The organism is Nocardia sp. NPDC049220 (assembly GCF_040647855.1).
Lineage (GTDB): Bacteria > Actinomycetota > Actinomycetes > Mycobacteriales > Mycobacteriaceae > Nocardia.
The window spans coordinates 1-17427 of the sequence record NZ_JBEZDA010000007.1 but is presented as its reverse complement, the minus strand read 5'-3'; the positions used below and the strand labels follow the sequence as shown (position 1 = coordinate 17427).

General features: G+C 66.7%; 16 protein-coding genes. 10 read left to right on the top strand and 6 right to left on the bottom strand.

The features are described from left to right. Positions 1–510: a ribosomal protein S18-alanine N-acetyltransferase gene (rimI, locus tag AB0C34_RS18280; protein ID WP_357073846.1), complete on the top strand. Its 510-nt coding sequence runs from the start codon at positions 1–3 to the stop codon at positions 508–510. Further along, positions 507–1550, top strand: a complete 1044-nt coding sequence (tsaD, locus tag AB0C34_RS18275; protein ID WP_357073843.1) for a tRNA (adenosine(37)-N6)-threonylcarbamoyltransferase complex transferase subunit TsaD — start codon at positions 507–509, stop codon at positions 1548–1550. The genes rimI and tsaD overlap by 4 nt, the downstream gene beginning before the upstream one ends. A 106-nt stretch (positions 1551–1656) precedes the next feature. On the opposite strand, the gene AB0C34_RS18270 is transcribed toward tsaD, so the two are convergent. Further along, entirely contained in the window at positions 1657–3177 is a 1521-nt protein-coding gene (locus AB0C34_RS18270) for an Hsp70 family protein (RefSeq protein WP_357073840.1), read from the bottom strand. A gap of 587 nt (positions 3178–3764) precedes the next feature. Between AB0C34_RS18270 and groES the strand changes: the two genes are divergently transcribed. Further along, a complete protein-coding gene (gene groES / locus AB0C34_RS18265) occupies positions 3765–4064 on the top strand; it encodes a co-chaperone GroES (RefSeq protein WP_014981824.1) in 300 nt (99 codons plus the stop codon). 140 nt (positions 4065–4204) lie between these two features. Beyond that, complete coding sequence (gene groL / locus AB0C34_RS18260; protein ID WP_357073837.1) at positions 4205–5815, top strand: chaperonin GroEL; 1611 nt, start codon at positions 4205–4207, stop codon at positions 5813–5815. 235 nt (positions 5816–6050) lie between these two features. On the opposite strand, the gene AB0C34_RS18255 is transcribed toward groL, so the two are convergent. The 3 genes from AB0C34_RS18255 to AB0C34_RS18245 form a co-directional block, all read right to left on the bottom strand. Beyond that, complete coding sequence (locus AB0C34_RS18255) at positions 6051–6302, bottom strand: hypothetical protein (protein WP_357073834.1); 252 nt, start codon at positions 6300–6302, stop codon at positions 6051–6053. Position 6303: 1 nt separating this feature from the next. Then, entirely contained in the window at positions 6304–6879 is a 576-nt protein-coding gene (locus AB0C34_RS18250) for a sigma-70 family RNA polymerase sigma factor (protein ID WP_357073831.1), read from the bottom strand. Between the two features lie 443 nt (positions 6880–7322). Further along, positions 7323–7616 carry a WhiB family transcriptional regulator gene (locus AB0C34_RS18245; RefSeq protein ID WP_040704593.1) on the bottom strand — a complete coding sequence of 98 codons (294 nt, stop codon included), beginning with the start codon at positions 7614–7616 and terminating at the stop codon, positions 7323–7325. Between the two features lie 627 nt (positions 7617–8243). Here AB0C34_RS18245 and AB0C34_RS18240 point away from each other — a divergent pair. From AB0C34_RS18240 to AB0C34_RS18230, 3 genes are all read left to right on the top strand, one after another. Continuing rightward, positions 8244–9116 carry a hypothetical protein gene (locus tag AB0C34_RS18240; RefSeq protein ID WP_357073828.1) on the top strand — a complete coding sequence of 291 codons (873 nt, stop codon included), beginning with the start codon at positions 8244–8246 and terminating at the stop codon, positions 9114–9116. A gap of 132 nt (positions 9117–9248) precedes the next feature. Further along, on the top strand, positions 9249–9827 hold the full coding sequence (locus tag AB0C34_RS18235; RefSeq protein ID WP_357073825.1) for a sigma-70 family RNA polymerase sigma factor: 579 nt from the start codon (positions 9249–9251) through the stop codon (positions 9825–9827). Continuing rightward, a complete protein-coding gene (locus AB0C34_RS18230; protein ID WP_357073822.1) occupies positions 9820–10965 on the top strand; it encodes an anti-sigma-D factor RsdA in 1146 nt (381 codons plus the stop codon). The genes AB0C34_RS18235 and AB0C34_RS18230 overlap by 8 nt, the downstream gene beginning before the upstream one ends. Before the next feature lie 164 nt (positions 10966–11129). Here AB0C34_RS18230 and AB0C34_RS18225 read toward each other — a convergent pair whose 3' ends face one another. Then, on the bottom strand, positions 11130–11543 hold the full coding sequence (locus tag AB0C34_RS18225; RefSeq protein ID WP_039795739.1) for a DUF5319 domain-containing protein: 414 nt from the start codon (positions 11541–11543) through the stop codon (positions 11130–11132). A gap of 226 nt (positions 11544–11769) precedes the next feature. On the opposite strand from AB0C34_RS18225, the gene guaB reads away from it, so the two are divergent. Together guaB and AB0C34_RS18215 are read left to right on the top strand one after the other, a co-directional pair. Next, complete coding sequence (gene guaB, locus AB0C34_RS18220) at positions 11770–13314, top strand: IMP dehydrogenase (RefSeq protein ID WP_357073820.1); 1545 nt, start codon at positions 11770–11772, stop codon at positions 13312–13314. A gap of 292 nt (positions 13315–13606) precedes the next feature. Further along, on the top strand, positions 13607–14770 hold the full coding sequence (locus AB0C34_RS18215) for a GuaB3 family IMP dehydrogenase-related protein (RefSeq protein ID WP_357073817.1): 1164 nt from the start codon (positions 13607–13609) through the stop codon (positions 14768–14770). Between the two features lie 58 nt (positions 14771–14828). Here the strand turns inward: AB0C34_RS18215 and AB0C34_RS18210 are convergent, their stop codons facing one another. After that, positions 14829–15635, bottom strand: a complete 807-nt coding sequence (locus tag AB0C34_RS18210; protein ID WP_357073814.1) for an alpha/beta fold hydrolase — start codon at positions 15633–15635, stop codon at positions 14829–14831. A gap of 113 nt (positions 15636–15748) precedes the next feature. Here AB0C34_RS18210 and guaA point away from each other — a divergent pair, with 113 nt between their 5' ends. After that, positions 15749–17320 carry a glutamine-hydrolyzing GMP synthase gene (gene guaA, locus AB0C34_RS18205; protein WP_357073812.1) on the top strand — a complete coding sequence of 524 codons (1572 nt, stop codon included), beginning with the start codon at positions 15749–15751 and terminating at the stop codon, positions 17318–17320. Positions 17321–17427 lie beyond the last annotated feature (107 nt).

The window sequence follows — 17427 nt, the reverse complement described above, 5'->3', positions numbered from 1 at the left end:
ATGGGTTTTCGAATCGAGCCGATGGTGGTCGCGGATATCGAGCGCTGTGTCGAATTGGAGCAGCTGCTGTTCCCGGAGGACGATCCCTGGCACGCGGTCTCGTTCCAGTCGGAACTGGCTGGCTCGCACAACCGCTACATCACCGCTCGGGACAACGGGCGAATGGTCGGCTACGCGGGCATCGCCTTGCTGGGTGATGCCGAACACCCCGAGGCCGAGGTGCACACCATCGGCGTCGACCCGGGTTGTCATCGGACGGGCGTCGGCACGCTTTTGCTGGAGGCCTTGCTCGCCGAGGCGGGCCGGCGCGGTGGACCTGTGTTCCTCGAGGTCCGCACCGACAACGCGCCCGCGATCGCGCTGTACGCGAAGCATGGCTTTCACATCATCGGATTGCGCAAGAACTACTACCACCCCAGTGGTGCGGACGCGTACACGATGCGCCGTCCCGCGCTGACCGCCGAGGGCCGGGAGTGGCGCGCGAACACGCCGAACGAGGTGCTCTCGTGATCATCATGGGAATCGAGAGTTCCTGCGACGAAACCGGTGTCGGCATCGTCCGCAGGCACCCGGACGGCAGCTGCGAACTTCTCGCCGACGAGGTCGCTTCCAGCGTCGACCAGCATGCGCGCTTCGGCGGTGTCGTTCCCGAAATCGCCTCGCGGGCGCACCTCGAGGCGATCGTGCCCGCCATGCGCCGCGCGCTGTCCGCGGCGGGTATCGCGAAACCGGACGCGCTGGCCGTAACCATCGGGCCGGGTCTGGCGGGTGCGCTACTGGTCGGCGTCGCGGCGGCGAAAGCGTATGCCGCGGCGTGGGATGTGCCGTTCTACGCGCTCAACCACCTCGGCGGGCATGTCGCCGTGGACACCCTCGAACACGGGCCGATGCCGCCGTGTGTCGCCCTGCTGGTCTCCGGCGGACACACACACCTATTGCACGTGACGAATCTGGCCGAGCCGATCGTCGAGCTGGGCAGCACCGTCGACGACGCGGCGGGCGAGGCGTTCGACAAGGTCGCGCGTCTGCTCGGACTCGGCTTTCCCGGGGGTCCTGCGCTCGATGCTGCCGCGGCGACGGGTGCGCCGCGCGCGATCGCGTTCCCGCGCGGCATGACCGGACCGCGCGACCCGCGCTACGACTTCTCTTTCTCCGGTGTCAAGACCGCGGTTGCCCGCTATGTCGAGGCCGCGCAGCGCGGCGGCATCGCCACCGCGGATCTGCCGATCGCCGATATCGCGGCATCGTTCCAGGAGTCGGTCGCGGACGTGTTGACCATGAAGGCGGTGCGCGCGGCCGAGGACGTCGGGGTCGACACACTCGTGCTGGGCGGCGGCGCGACGGCCAACTCGCGGATTCGCTCGATGGCCGAGGAACGGTGCGCGGCGGCCGGTTTGACCCTTCGCGTGCCCAAACCCCGGCTGTGCACGGACAACGGTGTGATGATCGCCGCACTCGGCGCGCATGTTGTCGCGGGGGGCGCTGAGCCGTCGGCGCTGACCGTGGCTACCGATCCTGGTCTGCCAGTGTCGGTCAGTGTGGTGCACTGACCTGGTTCGCAGGTCTGCGGGAGGTCGACTTGTGTTGCCGGGCGGTCGCGCTGCACGCCGAATCGTGGCGTAGGTCACCGAATTCCGGAGGACCGGCCAACCGAGGTCAGTTGACTCCGGTGAGCTGTCCCCGGCCGGCGTTCAAAGTTCCCGCCGAGCCGGAGTTCACGCGCGGCGGAAAGGGGATGCGCGACTGTGCGGGCAGCTGGGGTGGCGCCTGACCTGGGATGACGCTCGGCGCGATTTGCGATGGCGTCCCGTTCTGTCCCAGCCCGGACGAACCGCCTTGCGCCGCATCCGGATGGCCGAACAGCGGACCAAGGAGTTCGGGGAACGGGATCAGCGGGAGGTTCGGATCGGGACGTAGCGTGGGTTGGGTCGGCACGGTCGATAGACCAGCGGTAGCGCCCGGCCGGTTTTCCGGTGTCGTGGTCGCAATGACGGCACCGGTACTGCTGTCTTGATCGCGAACGACGCCGATGCCTGTTCCGCTCGACGGTGGGACGGGCGCCTGCGCGGTCGGCAACTGCGCGGTACTCGTCGTGCCCGCGGGAGAGACCTCGTCGTCCGAGGTAGGCGCGAACGTCTTGACGCCGTACCCGATGATCAGGCCGACGACCACGATCGCGCCGGCAAGCGTGCCGATCACCTTGGTGAACGTCCCGGTGGGTGCGTCGCTGCCCAGCGCGACCACCGGGAATACCGACGGCTGCACCGAGTCGGCTACCAGTGCCGCGCCTTTCGCGGTCACGGCCTCGGGGTCGGGCACGGTGCACACCGGCATGTCCAGCGCGGCGGTGAGTGTGTCCAGCACGGCGGGGATGTTGGCGCCGCCGCCGATCACCGCGACGGCCTGTGGGAACTTGGGCGCTCGATCGAATGCCGCCGCGACGAATACGGCCATGCGACGAAGTAGGTCGGCGATCAGATCCTCGAAGTCGGTCCTGGTCAGCTTCAGCGGTCGGCCGGCGACGTGGTCGATGGTGACGGCGGGCGCGATGGACAGGTGCTCCTTGGCGGCCCGGCCCCGGTTGGTCAGCATGTCGCGGCTTGGGCGGGTGCCGCGCCGGGCGAAGTGCAGGTCCACCAGATGGTGGTAGATGAGGTCATCGATGGCGTTGCCGCTGATCGCCGAGATGCGTTCGGATCGCAGCAGCGTGCCCTCGGCCTGGTCGGCGATGGTGACAGTGAGACCGGACGCGCCGAGATCGATGATGGCGACGGTGTCGTAGCGGTCGAGCAACCCGGTGTGGCGCAGATACGTGAGTGCCGCGGTGCCCTCCGGAACCAGCCGCAGTTCGCGCTGTTTGCCGGTTGCCGAGCGGATGATCTGGGCCTGCTCCTCGGTGCGGTAAGCGACGGCGACGCTGGTCGGTGGGCGGCTGATCGCGGAAACGAGGTCGCGCTGCGCGTCTGCGGAACGGGTACCGATCGGCGGGATGACCTCGCGCGGAAGTTGGGTGGTCATCAGCTCGATCGAGGAGGCCACCAAGTCGCCGAGATCGGAATGGGCCGCGTCGGCGGAGACGACGCGGTAGTCGAAACTTTGCGCGCCGTTCGACGCGGTGGTGACCAACGCCGAGCACACGACCTCGGCCCCGGCCGAAACACCCAGGGATGTTCGCATGTTCACCTCCCTTCGAGCGGATGGTCATGGTGTCGCAGACCATCTCGAATGGACTGCCGAATCGTCGCGTGGATAACGTGCGATCCGGACCGGGAATCGGACCGGCCCCTGGTCCGGGTGGGTCTCGATGACCGGCCATAGATCACTTGTGCTTGCTCTCTGGTGAAGCGGGTGGTGCGACGGTCGTGCTGTGGCGCTGCGAATTTCGCTGACGTCGTGGTACCGCTACGCAGCCACGACATCGACGACCGAGGACGAACGACGCGGCCGAATAGCGACCGTCGCCAATAGTGTCACAATCCGTTATCCGAACGTTACAGATTTCCCGAGTCTATGGGAAGCCCCGAGCATCGTGGGCGAGCCTCGTGGCAAAGTTGGCACCGCCGGACCTTGAGCGCTGGCACTCTCATGTATAGAGTGCTAGTCGGCACTATGTGTAGTGCTTGTGCCAGCAGTTCGACTTCTGAGCAGGGGTCCCGGCACCCGCGACGACGGGGCTATGCGCAGGGTCGGCATCGTGACCGAACCGACGAGTCCGGAACAACAGTTCCGGACGACCGAAATCCCCTGAAAGTGGAGGGCTCAACGTGGCGAGCGTGAACATCAAGCCGCTCGAGGACAAGATCCTCGTCCAGGCCAACGAGGCCGAGACGACGACGGCCTCCGGCCTGGTCATCCCCGACACGGCGAAAGAGAAGCCGCAGGAGGGCACCGTCATCGCCGTCGGCGAAGGACGCGTCACCGACAAGGGTGACCGCATCCCGGTCGACGTCAAGGAGGGTGACACCGTCATCTACAGCAAGTACGGCGGCACCGAGATCAAGTACCAGGGCGAGGAATACCTCATCCTGTCGGCGCGCGACGTGCTGGCCGTCGTCACCAAGTAGCCGATCAGGCACGCATGCGTTCCGCCCCGGTGTCTTTCGTGACCCGGGGCGGAGTGCGTTGGCCGGCGCGTTCGGCGTAGTGCCTGGCGTGGTTTCGGTAACCACCAGGACGGCCGTGAACCCGATACAGGAGCAAACATATGGCAAAGCAGATCGAGTTCGACGAGAAAGCTCGTCGGGCGCTGGAACGCGGTGTCGACAAACTCGCCGATGCCGTGAAGGTCACCCTCGGCCCGCGCGGACGCCACGTCGTGCTCGCGAAGGCCTTCGGCGGCCCGACCGTGACCAACGACGGCGTCACCATCGCGCGTGACATCGAGCTGGAGGACCCGTTCGAGAACCTCGGCGCGCAGCTGGTCAAGAGCGTCGCCACCAAGACCAACGACGTCGCCGGTGACGGGACCACCACCGCCACCGTGCTGGCCCAGGCACTGGTCCGAGCCGGGCTGAAGAATGTTGCCGCGGGTGCGAATCCGATCTCGGTCGGTTCCGGTATCGCCAAGGCCGCTGACGTCGTCTCGGAGGCGTTGCTCGCGCTGGCCACTCCGGTGTCCGGGGAGCAGGCCATCGCGCAGGTCGCGACCGTGTCCTCGCGTGACGAGGAGATCGGTGCGATGGTCGGCAAAGCGCTGACCACGGTCGGCAAGGACGGCGTGGTCACCGTCGAGGAGTCCTCGACGCTGCAGACCGAGTTGGTCGTCACCGAGGGTGTCCAGTTCGACAAGGGCTATCTCTCGCCCTACTTCGTCACCGACGCCGACAGTCAGCAGGCGATTCTGGAAGATGTGTTCATCCTGCTGCACCGGGAGAAGATCAGCTCGCTGCCGGACTTCCTCCCGCTGCTGGAGAAGATCGCCGAGAGCGGCAAGGCCGTTCTCATCATCGCCGAAGACGTCGAGGGTGAGGCGCTGTCCACCCTGGTGGTCAACGCGATCCGCAAGACGATCAAAGCGGTCGCGGTGAAGGCGCCGTTCTTCGGTGACCGGCGCAAGGCGTTCCTCGACGACCTGGCCGTGGTCACCGGCGGCACCGTGGTGAACCCAGACCTGGGCATCACGCTGCGCGAGGCCGGCCTCGACGTGCTCGGCAAGGCGCGTCGCGTAGTCGTCACCAAGGACGACACCACCCTCATCGATGGCGCGGGTACCGCGGCGGACATCGCTGCTCGTGGGGCGCAACTGCGCCGGGAGATCGAGGCCACCGATTCCGACTGGGACCGGGAGAAGCTCGAGGAGCGGCTCGCCAAGTTGGCCGGCGGTGTGGCCGTGATCAAGGTCGGCGCGGCCACCGAGACCGCGCTCAAGGAGCGCAAGTACCGCGTCGAGGATGCGGTGAGCGCGGCGAAGGCCGCCGTCGACGAGGGCATCGTGCCCGGTGGCGGCACCGCCCTCGTGCAGGCGAGCGTCAAGCTGATCGAGCTGCGCGATGCGCTGTCCGGCGACGAAGCCGTCGGCGTCGAGGTGGTCCGCACCGCGCTGCGGGCACCGCTGTACTGGATCGCGACCAATGCGGGCTTGGACGGCGCGGTGGTGGTCAGCAAGGTGGCCGACGGCAAGGAGGGCTTCAACGCCGCCACCCTCACCTATGGTGACCTGCTCACCGACGGCGTTGTCGACCCGGTGAAGGTGACCCGCTCGGCGGTCGTCAACGCGGCGTCGGTCGCGCGGATGGTGCTCACCACCGAGAGCGCCGTGGTCGACAAGCCTGCCAAAGAGCAGAACGACCACAACCACCACGGCCACGCGCACTGAACCGGTCGTACCGATCGGTTGTGCAGGCATACGACGAAGCCCTCGGATTGCGGTCCGAGGGCCTTCGTTTACGCACGTGACAACCCCGCAGTCGGGACCGCGACAACTGACTTCGATGGGCTACCGGCTACTTCCGAAACTCGACACGCTGTCGGCCGCAGAACTGAGAGGGCCGGGGAACCGTTCGACTACAGCGGTTCAGGACGCGCGGAGCGGGCGGTGGCGGGGACCGGATTCAGCTGGCGACCGGCGGCTGCTCTGCCGCGATAGCCGCAAGTAATCGAGTGCGCAGCGACGGCGGCGGCACGGCCGCTGTCGCTGCGGCGAGGAGCGAAAGAGCTTCTCTCGTATCTCGTACTTCCTGGATGAACTCCGCGCGTAGCACGGGGTCCTCGCTGTCGAGAAGTTGTTGCACGTCGTGATGGTCTTCGTCGTCGATCGAACCGAGCGCGACGGTGTGCGCGAGATCGATCTGGCGTTCGTTCATCTCACGTCACCCCCAAACTTTTTTTCAGTCGTGTCAATCCGTCCCTGATGCGGGACTTAACGGTCGGTAGCCCTATCCCGAGGTGATGTGCGACCTCCGCATAGGTGCGCCCGCCGTAATAGGCGAGCGAGATGGCTTCCCGCTGAGTCTCGGTCAGTGTGGCGAGACCCTCCAGGACGGCCTGCTGTTCGAGCCTGCGCTCGACTTCTTCGGTGACTTCGTCGAATTCGTTGCCGAGCACCCGTATCCCGTAGGCGGCTTCCCGCTGGGTGTGGGCCTGTTCGGCGCGGACCCGGTCGACAGCGCGTCGGTGCGCGAGTGTCATCAACCAGGTCACCGCCGAGCCTTTCGCCGGGTCGAAACTCGCTGCCATCCGCCAAATCTGGAGATAAACCTCCTGTGTGGTCTCTTCCGCATAGCCGGGATCGTGGAGGACGCGCAATACCAGACCGAAGACGCGCGCTGACGTCCGGTCGTACAGCTCGGTGAACGCTTCCTGGTCGGCCCGGCCGCAGCGAAGTAGTAGCGCGGCGAGCTCGATACTTTCGGCTGCGCGTGCCGTAACCGCAGAATCCACCGTGGGTGGGAAAGCTTCTCTTCGGAACGAGTCGCCCTCTGCGGCTGGCGGCCGCGTTGTCACAACGCTCCATTCTGTGTCATCAGTCACTACCGTAGCGTGCCGCTATGACCTCCCTTCCAGCGGGGGTGCCCGCAATCCAGCTGTCAGCCAGCGGCTTTGTGAGGAGCGCCGACACGCCGGCCGGCTCAGGAGCGGACACGCCGTGACACGCCGAGCGTTGTCGCAAAACGCCGGACCTACAGCTGTGCGCTATGGCGGCCGGCGGATCGGAGGTGACCGATCGGAGCCCACCCGCCGATCTCCGGCGCGGAACCGGTCACTGTGTTGCTGTGCCCAGTTCGGCCGAAGGTATTTCAGTGGCCCATTGTTTGCTAGGCATTCGACGCCCGGCGGCGTGTGGATGGGAGGGGATTCGTTTACACCACCATGCGGCGGCTGTTTCACACCGCCATGCGGCGGCGATTGCGTCGCGCGTGCATCTCACGCTCGGTCTCCGACATGCCGCCCCAGATGCCATAGGGCTCGCTGACTTTCAGCGCGTGACTGCGGCACTGCATCAGCACCGGGCAACTGCGGCAGATCTCCTTGGCGCGCATCTCGCGCGCGGTGCGGGCTCGGCCACGCTCGCCGTCGGGATGGAAGAACACCGCGGAGTCCTGTCCGCGGCACGACCCCCGCATCTGCCAGTCCCAGACATCGGCGTTCGGTCCGGGGAGGTGGGTCGGCATGGGCATGGTGAACTCCTCGTGGTGCGAGCTCGTCAGCATTGTCGAGCAGTTGTTCTGCGTAGTGTGGCCACGGCGCCGTGTCGGCGACGTACCCGGGGGCCCGCCCTTCGCGGGGTCGCTGCAATTTCGCGCGGCGCCGTCCGTGGCGATGAGTTACGTTAGGTCCAGGCGCGAAATTCCGTCAATAGTTCTACGCAGAAGTTTCCCAAATTCTGCGCCGCGAAGGTTAACCTCCGCGCTATTTACTTTTCGCATTGGTACCGGCCATACTGTTTGGTTGGCTAGCGTTCGACGGCTTCTCAGCGCACTGAATTCCTGGTATTTATGCAGCTAGATGCCGTTTTTGGGGTTTTGAGCCGGAGGGCTCCCGTCTGTCGTCCGGGTGGCGGTGGTCACCGCGGCCGGAAGCGACGTTCGCGGTATGCAGATCCGAGATGGCGGAAACGGGGCGCTCAGGTTAATTGCACGAGACACGAGTGAATTCCCGTAACGCGCGCACCGTGATTGCCGGAGCGAGATTTACCTGACGGAAACATGGGTCGACGACGGAAAATGCTGACCTGTTGCCGATCGGCCGCGGGTCTCCTTCCTGCAGGCTCGGGGTCTGCGCGTGCGTCAGGATAGAGTGCGCGCGTGTTCGCGCCTGCTCTGGTCGGAGATCCTCACTTCGCGGTTCTTGTCGAGGCTGCCTTCGGCGCCGATCCCGGTCTCGCCGTCGCTGAGTTGCCACCCGCTACCGATGCCTTCGGCTCCTGGTTGCGCGCGGTGGTTCTCGGCGGCCAGGGACGCTACGCCGCGGCGCGGGTCGAGCTGCGGAGAGTATGCAACCACAGCACAGACCCGACACTCCTCTCACTGGCGGGAAGTACCCGGGGTTCGTTGTTACGTCAGCTCGGTTGGCACACGCGTGCCGCGGCCTTCGACGGACGCGCCGCCGCCCTGGTCCTCGCGACCGACGACACCACGACCGGAGTCGCTCGGCCGCGGCCCGCCGCCTGCGGCCCCGCTCGCGTGGACGCGATCTGCGACGCGCTGACCGGTCTCGCGGCCGACGCGCTCGGCGCGGGGCGGCTCGCGCTGGCCGGGCGACTGCTGCGGCGCAGTGAAACGGCGATGGCACCCGATGAGATCGGGTGGCGTCCGGCGCTCAGGTGGCAGTGGGTGTCCGCTGAGAACGCGCTGGCAGCGGGCCGATACCTGGCCGCGTCGCGGCACGCCGACACGGCACTGGAACTGGCCGAGAGCGCACCCTCGGTCCGGCATCAGGTCAAATCGCGACTATTGGTCGCGGCGGCCACCGCCGCGCGCGGTGAGCGCGCCCGCTCTCTGGCGCTGGTCGAGGAAGTCGCCGAGCAGTGTCGCGCACACGGTCTACTGCCACTGCAGTGGGCGAGTGCCATGCTCCGAGCGGGACTCGGGGCCGAGGACGCCGTGTCGGAGGCGTCGGACTGTGCCGCGGCCATAACGCGCCGAGGTGGGGTCTTTTGTCCCGCGGGTGCTCGGTAGGGGGCGCGGAGACGACCATGTTGCCCGACTCGGAGCGACAGGTCGCTATTGTTAGATCCGTTCCGCCCCTTCGGTGGAAGCACTGGTCATCACCGGACCGTGCCACTTGTAACGCCAGGAATATCTCTGACGATGACGCACACGGGCGAAGAGTTGGACCTCGCCGTCGCTGCCGCTGCGCAGGGCGACAGATCCGCTTTAGCTCAGGTACTGGAGATGATCCGCCCGCTGGTGGTGCGCTACTGCCGCGCGCGGATCGGAGTTGCGGAGCGTGGGCAGCTCTCCGCAGACGACGTTGCGCAGGAGGTTTGTCTGGCTGTGATGACCGCCTTGCCCAGGTATCAAGACCAGGGCAGGCCCTTCATGGCCTTCGTCTACGGAATCGCTTCGCACAAGGTCGCCGACGCCCACCGCAACGCCGCCCGTAACAAGGCGGAGGCAATGGCCGAAGTACCAGATGTCATCTCCACTGACCACGGACCGGAACAGAGAGCTCTCGAGTCGGAGACGAGCAGACAGATGAACCGTCTGCTCTCGACGCTTCCTGAGAAGCATCGAGAGATCCTGATCCTGCGATTGGTCATGGGTTTGTCAGCGGAAGAAACTGCAGTCGCCGTGGGCAGTACGGCGGGTGCAGTGCGGGTTGCCCAACACCGGGCACTCGCGAAACTCAAGTCACAAGTGGCGAGGGCAGGTGAAATGTATGGCTAGGGATGGCGAGCGCGGTCGGGGTGACTGGAAGGCGCGGCTTGGATCGCGAAACAGCGGTCCCTACGCCGAAGCGTCCGGGGACACCGGCCCGATCGACATCGCAGCGGTGCGCCGCGACGATGCTCTGATCGACGCCATCGCGAGCGATGGTCCGGTGCACACCGATAGCGCCGAGGAGTATCAACTGGCGACGTTGCTCGCGGATTGGCGGGCGGAGCTCTTCGCCGCGCCGATGCCCGCGGAGCCGGACCTGGACGCGCTGGTGGCAGCGGTCAATCAGGAGATCGGCGCGCGTCAAGTTCGCATCGGGGCGCACAGCGGAGGGCGATTACGATTACTTCGCCCGATCGCCGGGACGGCGGCAGCGCTGGCCCTGGTCATCGGCGGTATGACGGCGTTCTCCTACAACGCCGAGCCGGGCGATCCACTGTGGCGGGTCAAAGAGGTCGTTTTCAGCGAGCAGGCCCAGACCACTGTCGTGCAGCGTGCGGACAGCGATCTGACCGAGGCCTCGACGCTTGTCACGCAGGATCCGACACAGGCGAAGGCGCACTTGGAGCGGGCCAAGGACAATGCCGCGCAAGTCAACAATCCGGACAAGCGCAACGAGCTGATGATCGAGTGGGACCGTCTGCTGGAGGAGTTGCGGAAGGTATCGCCGGAGTTGGCCCATCAGCTCGACACCGCGGTGCCGAGGTCCGGTGACCAGAGCCCGACGAACCCCGCTGGCACCAGTGTGACCACGAGGCCGAGGCCGACAAGTGGCAGCAGCTCCCCGACGATCCTGCAGCAACCTGCCGAGCCGACCGGAAACCCACCGAATTCGGTGGAAACGACAGTGCCGAACGGCGGCAACCCGGCAACCCGGCCGCCGGTGGTGACGACACCGCAGACCCCGGTCGAACCGACCACGCAGGTGCAGACACCTCCGCCGACGGTGCCGACCACCGTGGTTCAGCCCTCGACCGAGCCGACCGGTGGTACTGGGCCGCCGACCGGAGGTGACAGCGGGTCACCGGCCAGCCCGCCGCCAGGCCAGCCGACCACACTGGTGCCGACCCAGAACAATCAACCGCCAACCTTCGTCGTGCCGACGGTGCCCGGCGTTCCGGGATCTCTGTTGCCCGGTCGTCGCTGATCGATAAACCAAGACAAGGCATGAACCGATCGCCGTCCGGCGGTCGGTTTTCTGTTTTACCGCTCTGGCTGGAATCACTGTGATCGTGTGCGTCGAAAATCACAGTGGCCGAGCCGGACCATACGAGTCCAGGCCACCTCGCTTCGGGAATCGGCAGGACCGTCTCAGCCGTCGAAACCGTCGAAACCGTCGCCGTGAAATGCCTCGTTCATCGAGGCGTCCGCGTAGCCCCGGCAGTAGTCCCAGGTGACGTACGCTTCCGGCGTCGGATCATAGGCGGGCTCGTGCGGGCGGACCGTGCCGTCGACCAGCAGTTGAAGCAGGTTGGCACGCAACATGTCCCAGTCGTGATAATGGTCCTGCCTGCAGTCTTCGCAGCTGACCACGAGTCCGCGGATGCCGCGATGGGCCAGTAGCGCCTCGTATACCGCGAGGTCGGCGAGATCTTCCTCGACCGCGAGGCGCTCGTGGGGATCCAGCGGCTCGCCGGGCTCGATGGCGTCGAGCGCGGCGGACGGGTCGGAGGGGTCTCCGGCGAACGGATCCGGCGGCAAGCCAGGTGGCAGATGGTCACGCACATCCCCACGGTACGCAGAACAGGGTGGTCTGCGCCAGCTATGCGGCGTGCCAGTTTCGGTGGTGGGCTCACTTCGTCGGCGAGTTCGCCGGACAGATACCATGGGTGCGAGGCGACGGCGGTCTCGACACTATTTCCGCCGATCGCCACTGTCCATTCCATCAGCCGCCACGACGCCGGTCCGTCCGGCGTCGGTCGCTATCGACGTCCAGGAGGGGTCGATCCGAATGAGTAATCCCGTACCGGGCGAACGAATCGCAGTCCGCCCTCCTACGGGTGGCGACGATCCGAACAAGATCGCCATGCTCGGCCTCACATTCGACGATGTGCTGTTGCTGCCTGCCGCCTCGGATCTCATCCCCAGTTCTGTGGAGACCTCCAGTCACCTGACCAGAGAGATCCGGCTGCGCACCCCGCTGGTCAGTTCGGCCATGGACACCGTGACCGAGGCGCGGATGGCCATCTCCATGGCCCGCGCCGGCGGCATGGGTGTGCTGCACCGCAACCTTTCGGCAGCTGATCAGGCTGCCCAAGTGGAGACGGTCAAGCGTTCCGAAGCGGGCATGGTGACCGACCCGGTCACCTGCCGTCCGACCGACACTCTCGCCGAGGTCGACGCGATGTGTGCCAGGTTCCGCATCTCCGGACTTCCGGTGGTGGACGAGACCGGCGCACTTGTGGGAATTATCACCAACCGCGATATGCGCTTCGAGGTGGACCAGGACCGCCGCGTCGCCGACGTCATGACCAGGGCTCCGCTGATCACCGCGCAGGAGGGCGTGACCGCCGAGGCCGCGCTCGGGTTGTTGCGGCGCCACAAGGTGGAGAAACTGCCGATCGTCGACGGCAACGGACGGCTGCGCGGGCTCATCACGGTCAAGGACTTCGTCAAGACCGATCAGTACCCGAACGCAACCAAGGACCGCGATGGTCGCCTGCTGGTCGGCGCGGCGGTCGGTGTCGGCGCGGACGCGTGGTCGCGCGCCATGACGCTGGCCGACGCGGGCGTCGATGTGCTCGTGGTGGACACCGCGCATGGCCATCAGGTGCAGGTGCTGCAGATGGTCACCAAAGTGAAGGCGGAGGTCGGCGACAGAATCCAGGTCATCGGCGGCAACGTGGCCACCCGCGAGGGTGCGTCCGCTCTGGTCGAAGCCGGTGCGGACGCTGTGAAGGTGGGTGTCGGGCCCGGCTCCATCTGCACCACCCGAGTGGTCGCAGGTGTCGGCGCGCCGCAGATCACCGCGATTCTGGAAGCGGTCGCGGCATGTCGGCCCGCGGGTGTCCCGGTGATCGCCGATGGCGGCATCCAGTTCTCCGGCGACATCGCCAAGGCCCTGGCCGCCGGCGCGTCGACCGTGATGCTCGGCTCGCTGCTCGCGGGTACAGCCGAATCGCCGGGTGAGCTGATCCTGGTCGGCGGCAAGCAGTTCAAGAGCTATCGCGGCATGGGTTCGCTCGGCGCGATGCAGGGCCGTGGTCAGACCAAGTCCTTCTCCAAGGATCGGTACTTCCAGGACGACGTGCTGGCCGAGGACAAATTGGTGCCCGAGGGCATCGAGGGCCGGGTGCCGTTCCGTGGTCCGGTCAACCAGGTCATCCACCAGCTGGTAGGTGGCCTACGCGCGGCGATGGGCTACACCGGTTCCCAGTCGATCGCGCACCTACAAGAGGCGCAATTCGTGCAGATCACTGCGGCCGGCCTCAAGGAGAGCCACCCGCACGACATCACCATGACCGTCGAGGCCCCTAACTACACCGGCCGCGGCTAGCCGCCACGTTCATGTACAGGACCGAGCGGTCCGTGCATGATTGAGCGTGCTCACTGACCGTGACGGTGAGCACGCTGTGCGGTAGACGACCGCGCGGTAGATGTGGCCTTATCAGCCCATTGGTAACGACTGGAGGCGCGAGTCTTGCGAGCGCCGTTCGCGGCCCGGCTCGCTTCCCCGCAGCCGAAGCGCACGCGCCGCAGGCGCAAGTCTCGGCTGCTGGGAAGCGAGCCACCAAGGGGCCGCGAACACGCAGCGCCGCAGGCGCTGCCAAAAATTAAGGAGATTTCGCGTGCGCGACATGGTGGAGATCGGCATGGGCCGAACCGCCCGGCGTACCTACGAGCTGGACGATGTCGACATCGTCCCCTCGCGCCGGACCCGTTCGTCGAAGCAGGTGTCGTTGTCTTGGCAGTTGGATGCCTACCGCTTCGAGATCCCATGCCTCGCGCATCCGACCGACGCGCTGGTGTCGCCGGAGTTCGCGATCGAACTCGGCCGGCTCGGTGGCCTCGGCGTGATCAACGGCGAGGGTCTGTGGGCACGACACGCCGATGTTTCCGCGAAGATCGATAGGCTGCTCGAGCTCGTCGGCAAGGGCGGCTACGAGCGGGCTGTGGCGCTGCTGCAGGAACTGCACGCCGCGCCGATGCAGCCGGATCTGCTCGCCGCCGCCGTGGCGCAGGTTCGCGCGGCCGGAGTCACGGTCGCGGTGCGGGTGAGCCCACAGAATGCGCGCGCCTTGACTCCCGCGCTATTGCAGGCGGGCATCGATCTGCTCGTCGTGCACGGGACGATCATCTCGGCCGAGCATGTCAGCGACGGTGAGCCGTTGAATCTCAAGACGTTCATCGCCGAACTGGACGTGCCCGTGGTGGCGGGCGGCGTGAGCGACCACCGGACCGCGCTGCATCTGATGCGCACCGGCGCGGCAGGCGTGATCGTCGGCTATGGCTCCTTTCCTGGCGCGACCACTACCGGCGAAGTGCTGGGTATCGAGGTGCCGATGGCCACGGCGATCGCGGACGCCGCCGCCGCGCGGCGCGACTATCTGGATGAGACCGGTGGCCGCTACGTGCATGTCATCGCGGACGGTGAGATCGCCACTTCGGGTCAGCTGGCCAAGGCCATCGCGTGCGGCGCGGATGCCGCCATGCTGGGCGTGCCGCTCGCCGTGGCCGCAGAGGCGCCTGGCCGGGGCTGGTATTGGCCGTCGGCTGCCGCGCATCCCTCGGTGCCGCGGGGTTCGCTGTTGCATGTGGACGATCCGTGGGATCTCGGTGATCAGGAGGACGGTGACGCCGTGCGCCCGAGCCTGGAGCGAGTCCTGTACGGCCCGTCGGATGAGCCGTTCGGGACGTTGAACCTCGTTGGTGGTCTGCGGCGCTCGATGGCGAAGGCCGGGTACTCCGATCTCAAGGAGTTCCAAAAGGTCGGACTCAGCGTTCGCGCCTGAGTTGCTCCGGTTTCGGCGTCAGTTGGTGGCGTTGTCGTGCATCGGAGTGTCGGTCGGTTCAGGGCGTTCGGGTCGGCAGCATGGTGGTCCGGAGGAACTGACGGATCGCGTGATTGACCGGTTCCGGGTGGGTCATCGTGACGGCGACTCGCGCGTCGGCGATCTCGACGAACGTCGCGCCGACGAGTCCGTGGGCCACCTGTTGGGTTCGCTCGCGGGGGATGCCGCTGTCGGTAGCGTGAATCACCAAAGCGGGACAGGTGATTTCGCTGAGCCGTTCCAGCACCGAGTCTCGGCTGAGCAGGCACCCCGCGGCCACCTCGATCCCGTTCCGGTCGCGCACCAGCCAGCGTTCGGTCCAGATCGAGCGGTACCACTCATCGTCGCCGATCAGCCAGGAGGCCAACTGACGCACAGCCTGTTCGCGGGAGCCGTCGTCGTACCACTTCGCCAGGAACTGCTGGGTCGCCCTGGATTGCTCCAGGGTCGCACCGTGTGCCTCGGTGCTGATCAGGATCAGCGCGGAGATGCGTTCGGGCGCGATCAGCGCGGTGCGTAACGCGGTGAAGCCCCCCTGGGCGATTCCGCCGACGACGGCCCGTTCGGCGCCTAGATGATCGAGCACAGTCAACGCGTCACGCGCGGCGGTCCAGTAGGTGAACGGCAGACCCTCGTCCCTGGTATTGCCATGACCCCGCGCGTCCCAGGACACGATCCGGAATTCCGGTGCCAGCGCGGCCATTTGAGCGGCAAACATCGAGTGGTCCATGAAGAACTCGTGCGCCAGCAGCACCACCGGGCCGTTGCCGCCGCTGTCTTCGTAGTGGATATCGGCATCGATCGCGCGGGCGAATGGCACGTGCATGAGGATAGCCAGCGGTGCGAGGGCGGCGGGAGGATTTGGGCGGTCGGCTCCACTCGGACGCGGGCACTGCGGCCGATGATTCGCTCGATCCGCCCGCTCACTAAACTGTGCGAGTGGCAGAAACCCAGAGACCGGTCCTCGTCGTCGACTTCGGCGCCCAGTATGCCCAGCTGATCGCACGGCGGGTTCGCGAAGCGAGCGTCTTCTCCGAGGTGATCCCGCATACCACGACGGTGGAGGAGATCGCGCAGCGGCAGCCGCTGGCGGTGATCCTCTCCGGCGGCCCGGCCAGCGTGTACGCCGAGGGCGCACCACAATTGGATGCCCGGTTGTTCGACCTGGATCTGCCGGTCTTCGGCATCTGCTACGGATTCCAAGCGATGGCCCAGGCGCTGGGCGGTACGGTCGCGCATACCGGTACCAGAGAGTACGGTCGCACCGAGTTCAATACCGATGGCGGTGTGCTGCACGGTGGGCTGCCCACCGTCCAGCCGGTGTGGATGAGCCACGGTGACGCGGTCACCGACGCGCCGAAGGGCTTCATGGTCACCGGCACCACGACCGGTGCGCCGGTCGCGGCGTTCGAGGACCGTGCGCGCCGGCTGGCCGGTGTGCAATACCACCCCGAAGTGCTGCACTCACCGCACGGACAGCAAGTGCTGAGCCGCTTCCTGCACGAGATCGCGGGCATCCCGGCCGCCTGGACCCCGGCGAACATCGCCGAAGCGCTCGTCGAACAGGTCCGCGAGCAGGTCGGTGACGGGCACGCGATCTGCGCGCTGTCCGGCGGTGTGGACAGCGCGGTCGCCGCCGCGCTCGTACAGCGCGCCATCGGCGATCGTCTGACCTGTGTGTTCGTCGATCACGGCCTGCTGCGCGCGGGCGAGCGTGAGCAGGTGCAGCAGGATTTCACCGCCGCGACCGGCGCGAAGCTGGTGACAGTCGACGCGGTCGGCCAGTTCCTCGGTGAACTGAAGGGCGTCACCGATCCCGAAGAGAAGCGCAAGATCATCGGGCGTGAGTTCATCCGCTCCTTCGAGGACGCGGTCGCCGAGGTGGTGCTCGAGCACGGCACCGACGGTTCGGCGCCCGAGGTCGAGTTCCTGGTGCAGGGGACGTTGTATCCGGATGTCGTGGAGTCCGGTGGCGGTAGTGGTACCGCGAACATCAAGAGTCACCACAATGTCGGTGGTCTGCCCGACGATCTGGAATTCGAGCTGGTCGAGCCGCTCCGGCTGCTGTTCAAGGACGAAGTCCGTGCGGTGGGCCGCGAACTCGGGCTGCCGGAGGAAATCGTTGCGCGCCAGCCGTTCCCCGGGCCAGGTCTCGCTATTCGAATCGTCGGCGAGGTCACCGCGGACCGGTTGGACACGTTGCGCCATGCCGACGCGATAGCCCGCGAGGAACTGACCGCGGCCGGTCTGGACCGGCAGATCTGGCAATGCCCCGTCGTGCTGCTCGCGGACGTCCGCAGCGTCGGTGTGCAGGGTGACGGCCGCACCTACGGCCACCCCATCGTGCTGCGCCCGGTATCCAGCGAGGACGCGATGACCGCCGACTGGACCCGGCTCCCCTACGAGGTCTTGGAACGCATCTCCACCCGAATCACCAACGAGGTCCCGGAAATCAACCGCGTGGTCCTCGACGTCACCAGCAAACCGCCGGGCACCATCGAGTGGGAGTGAGCTGTGTTGGTTTGACAGCGCCTGCGGCACTGCGTGTTCGCGGCCCTTTGGTGGCTCGCGTCCGAGCGGCCGAGACTTGCGCCTGCGGCGCGGGCGCTTCGGCCGCT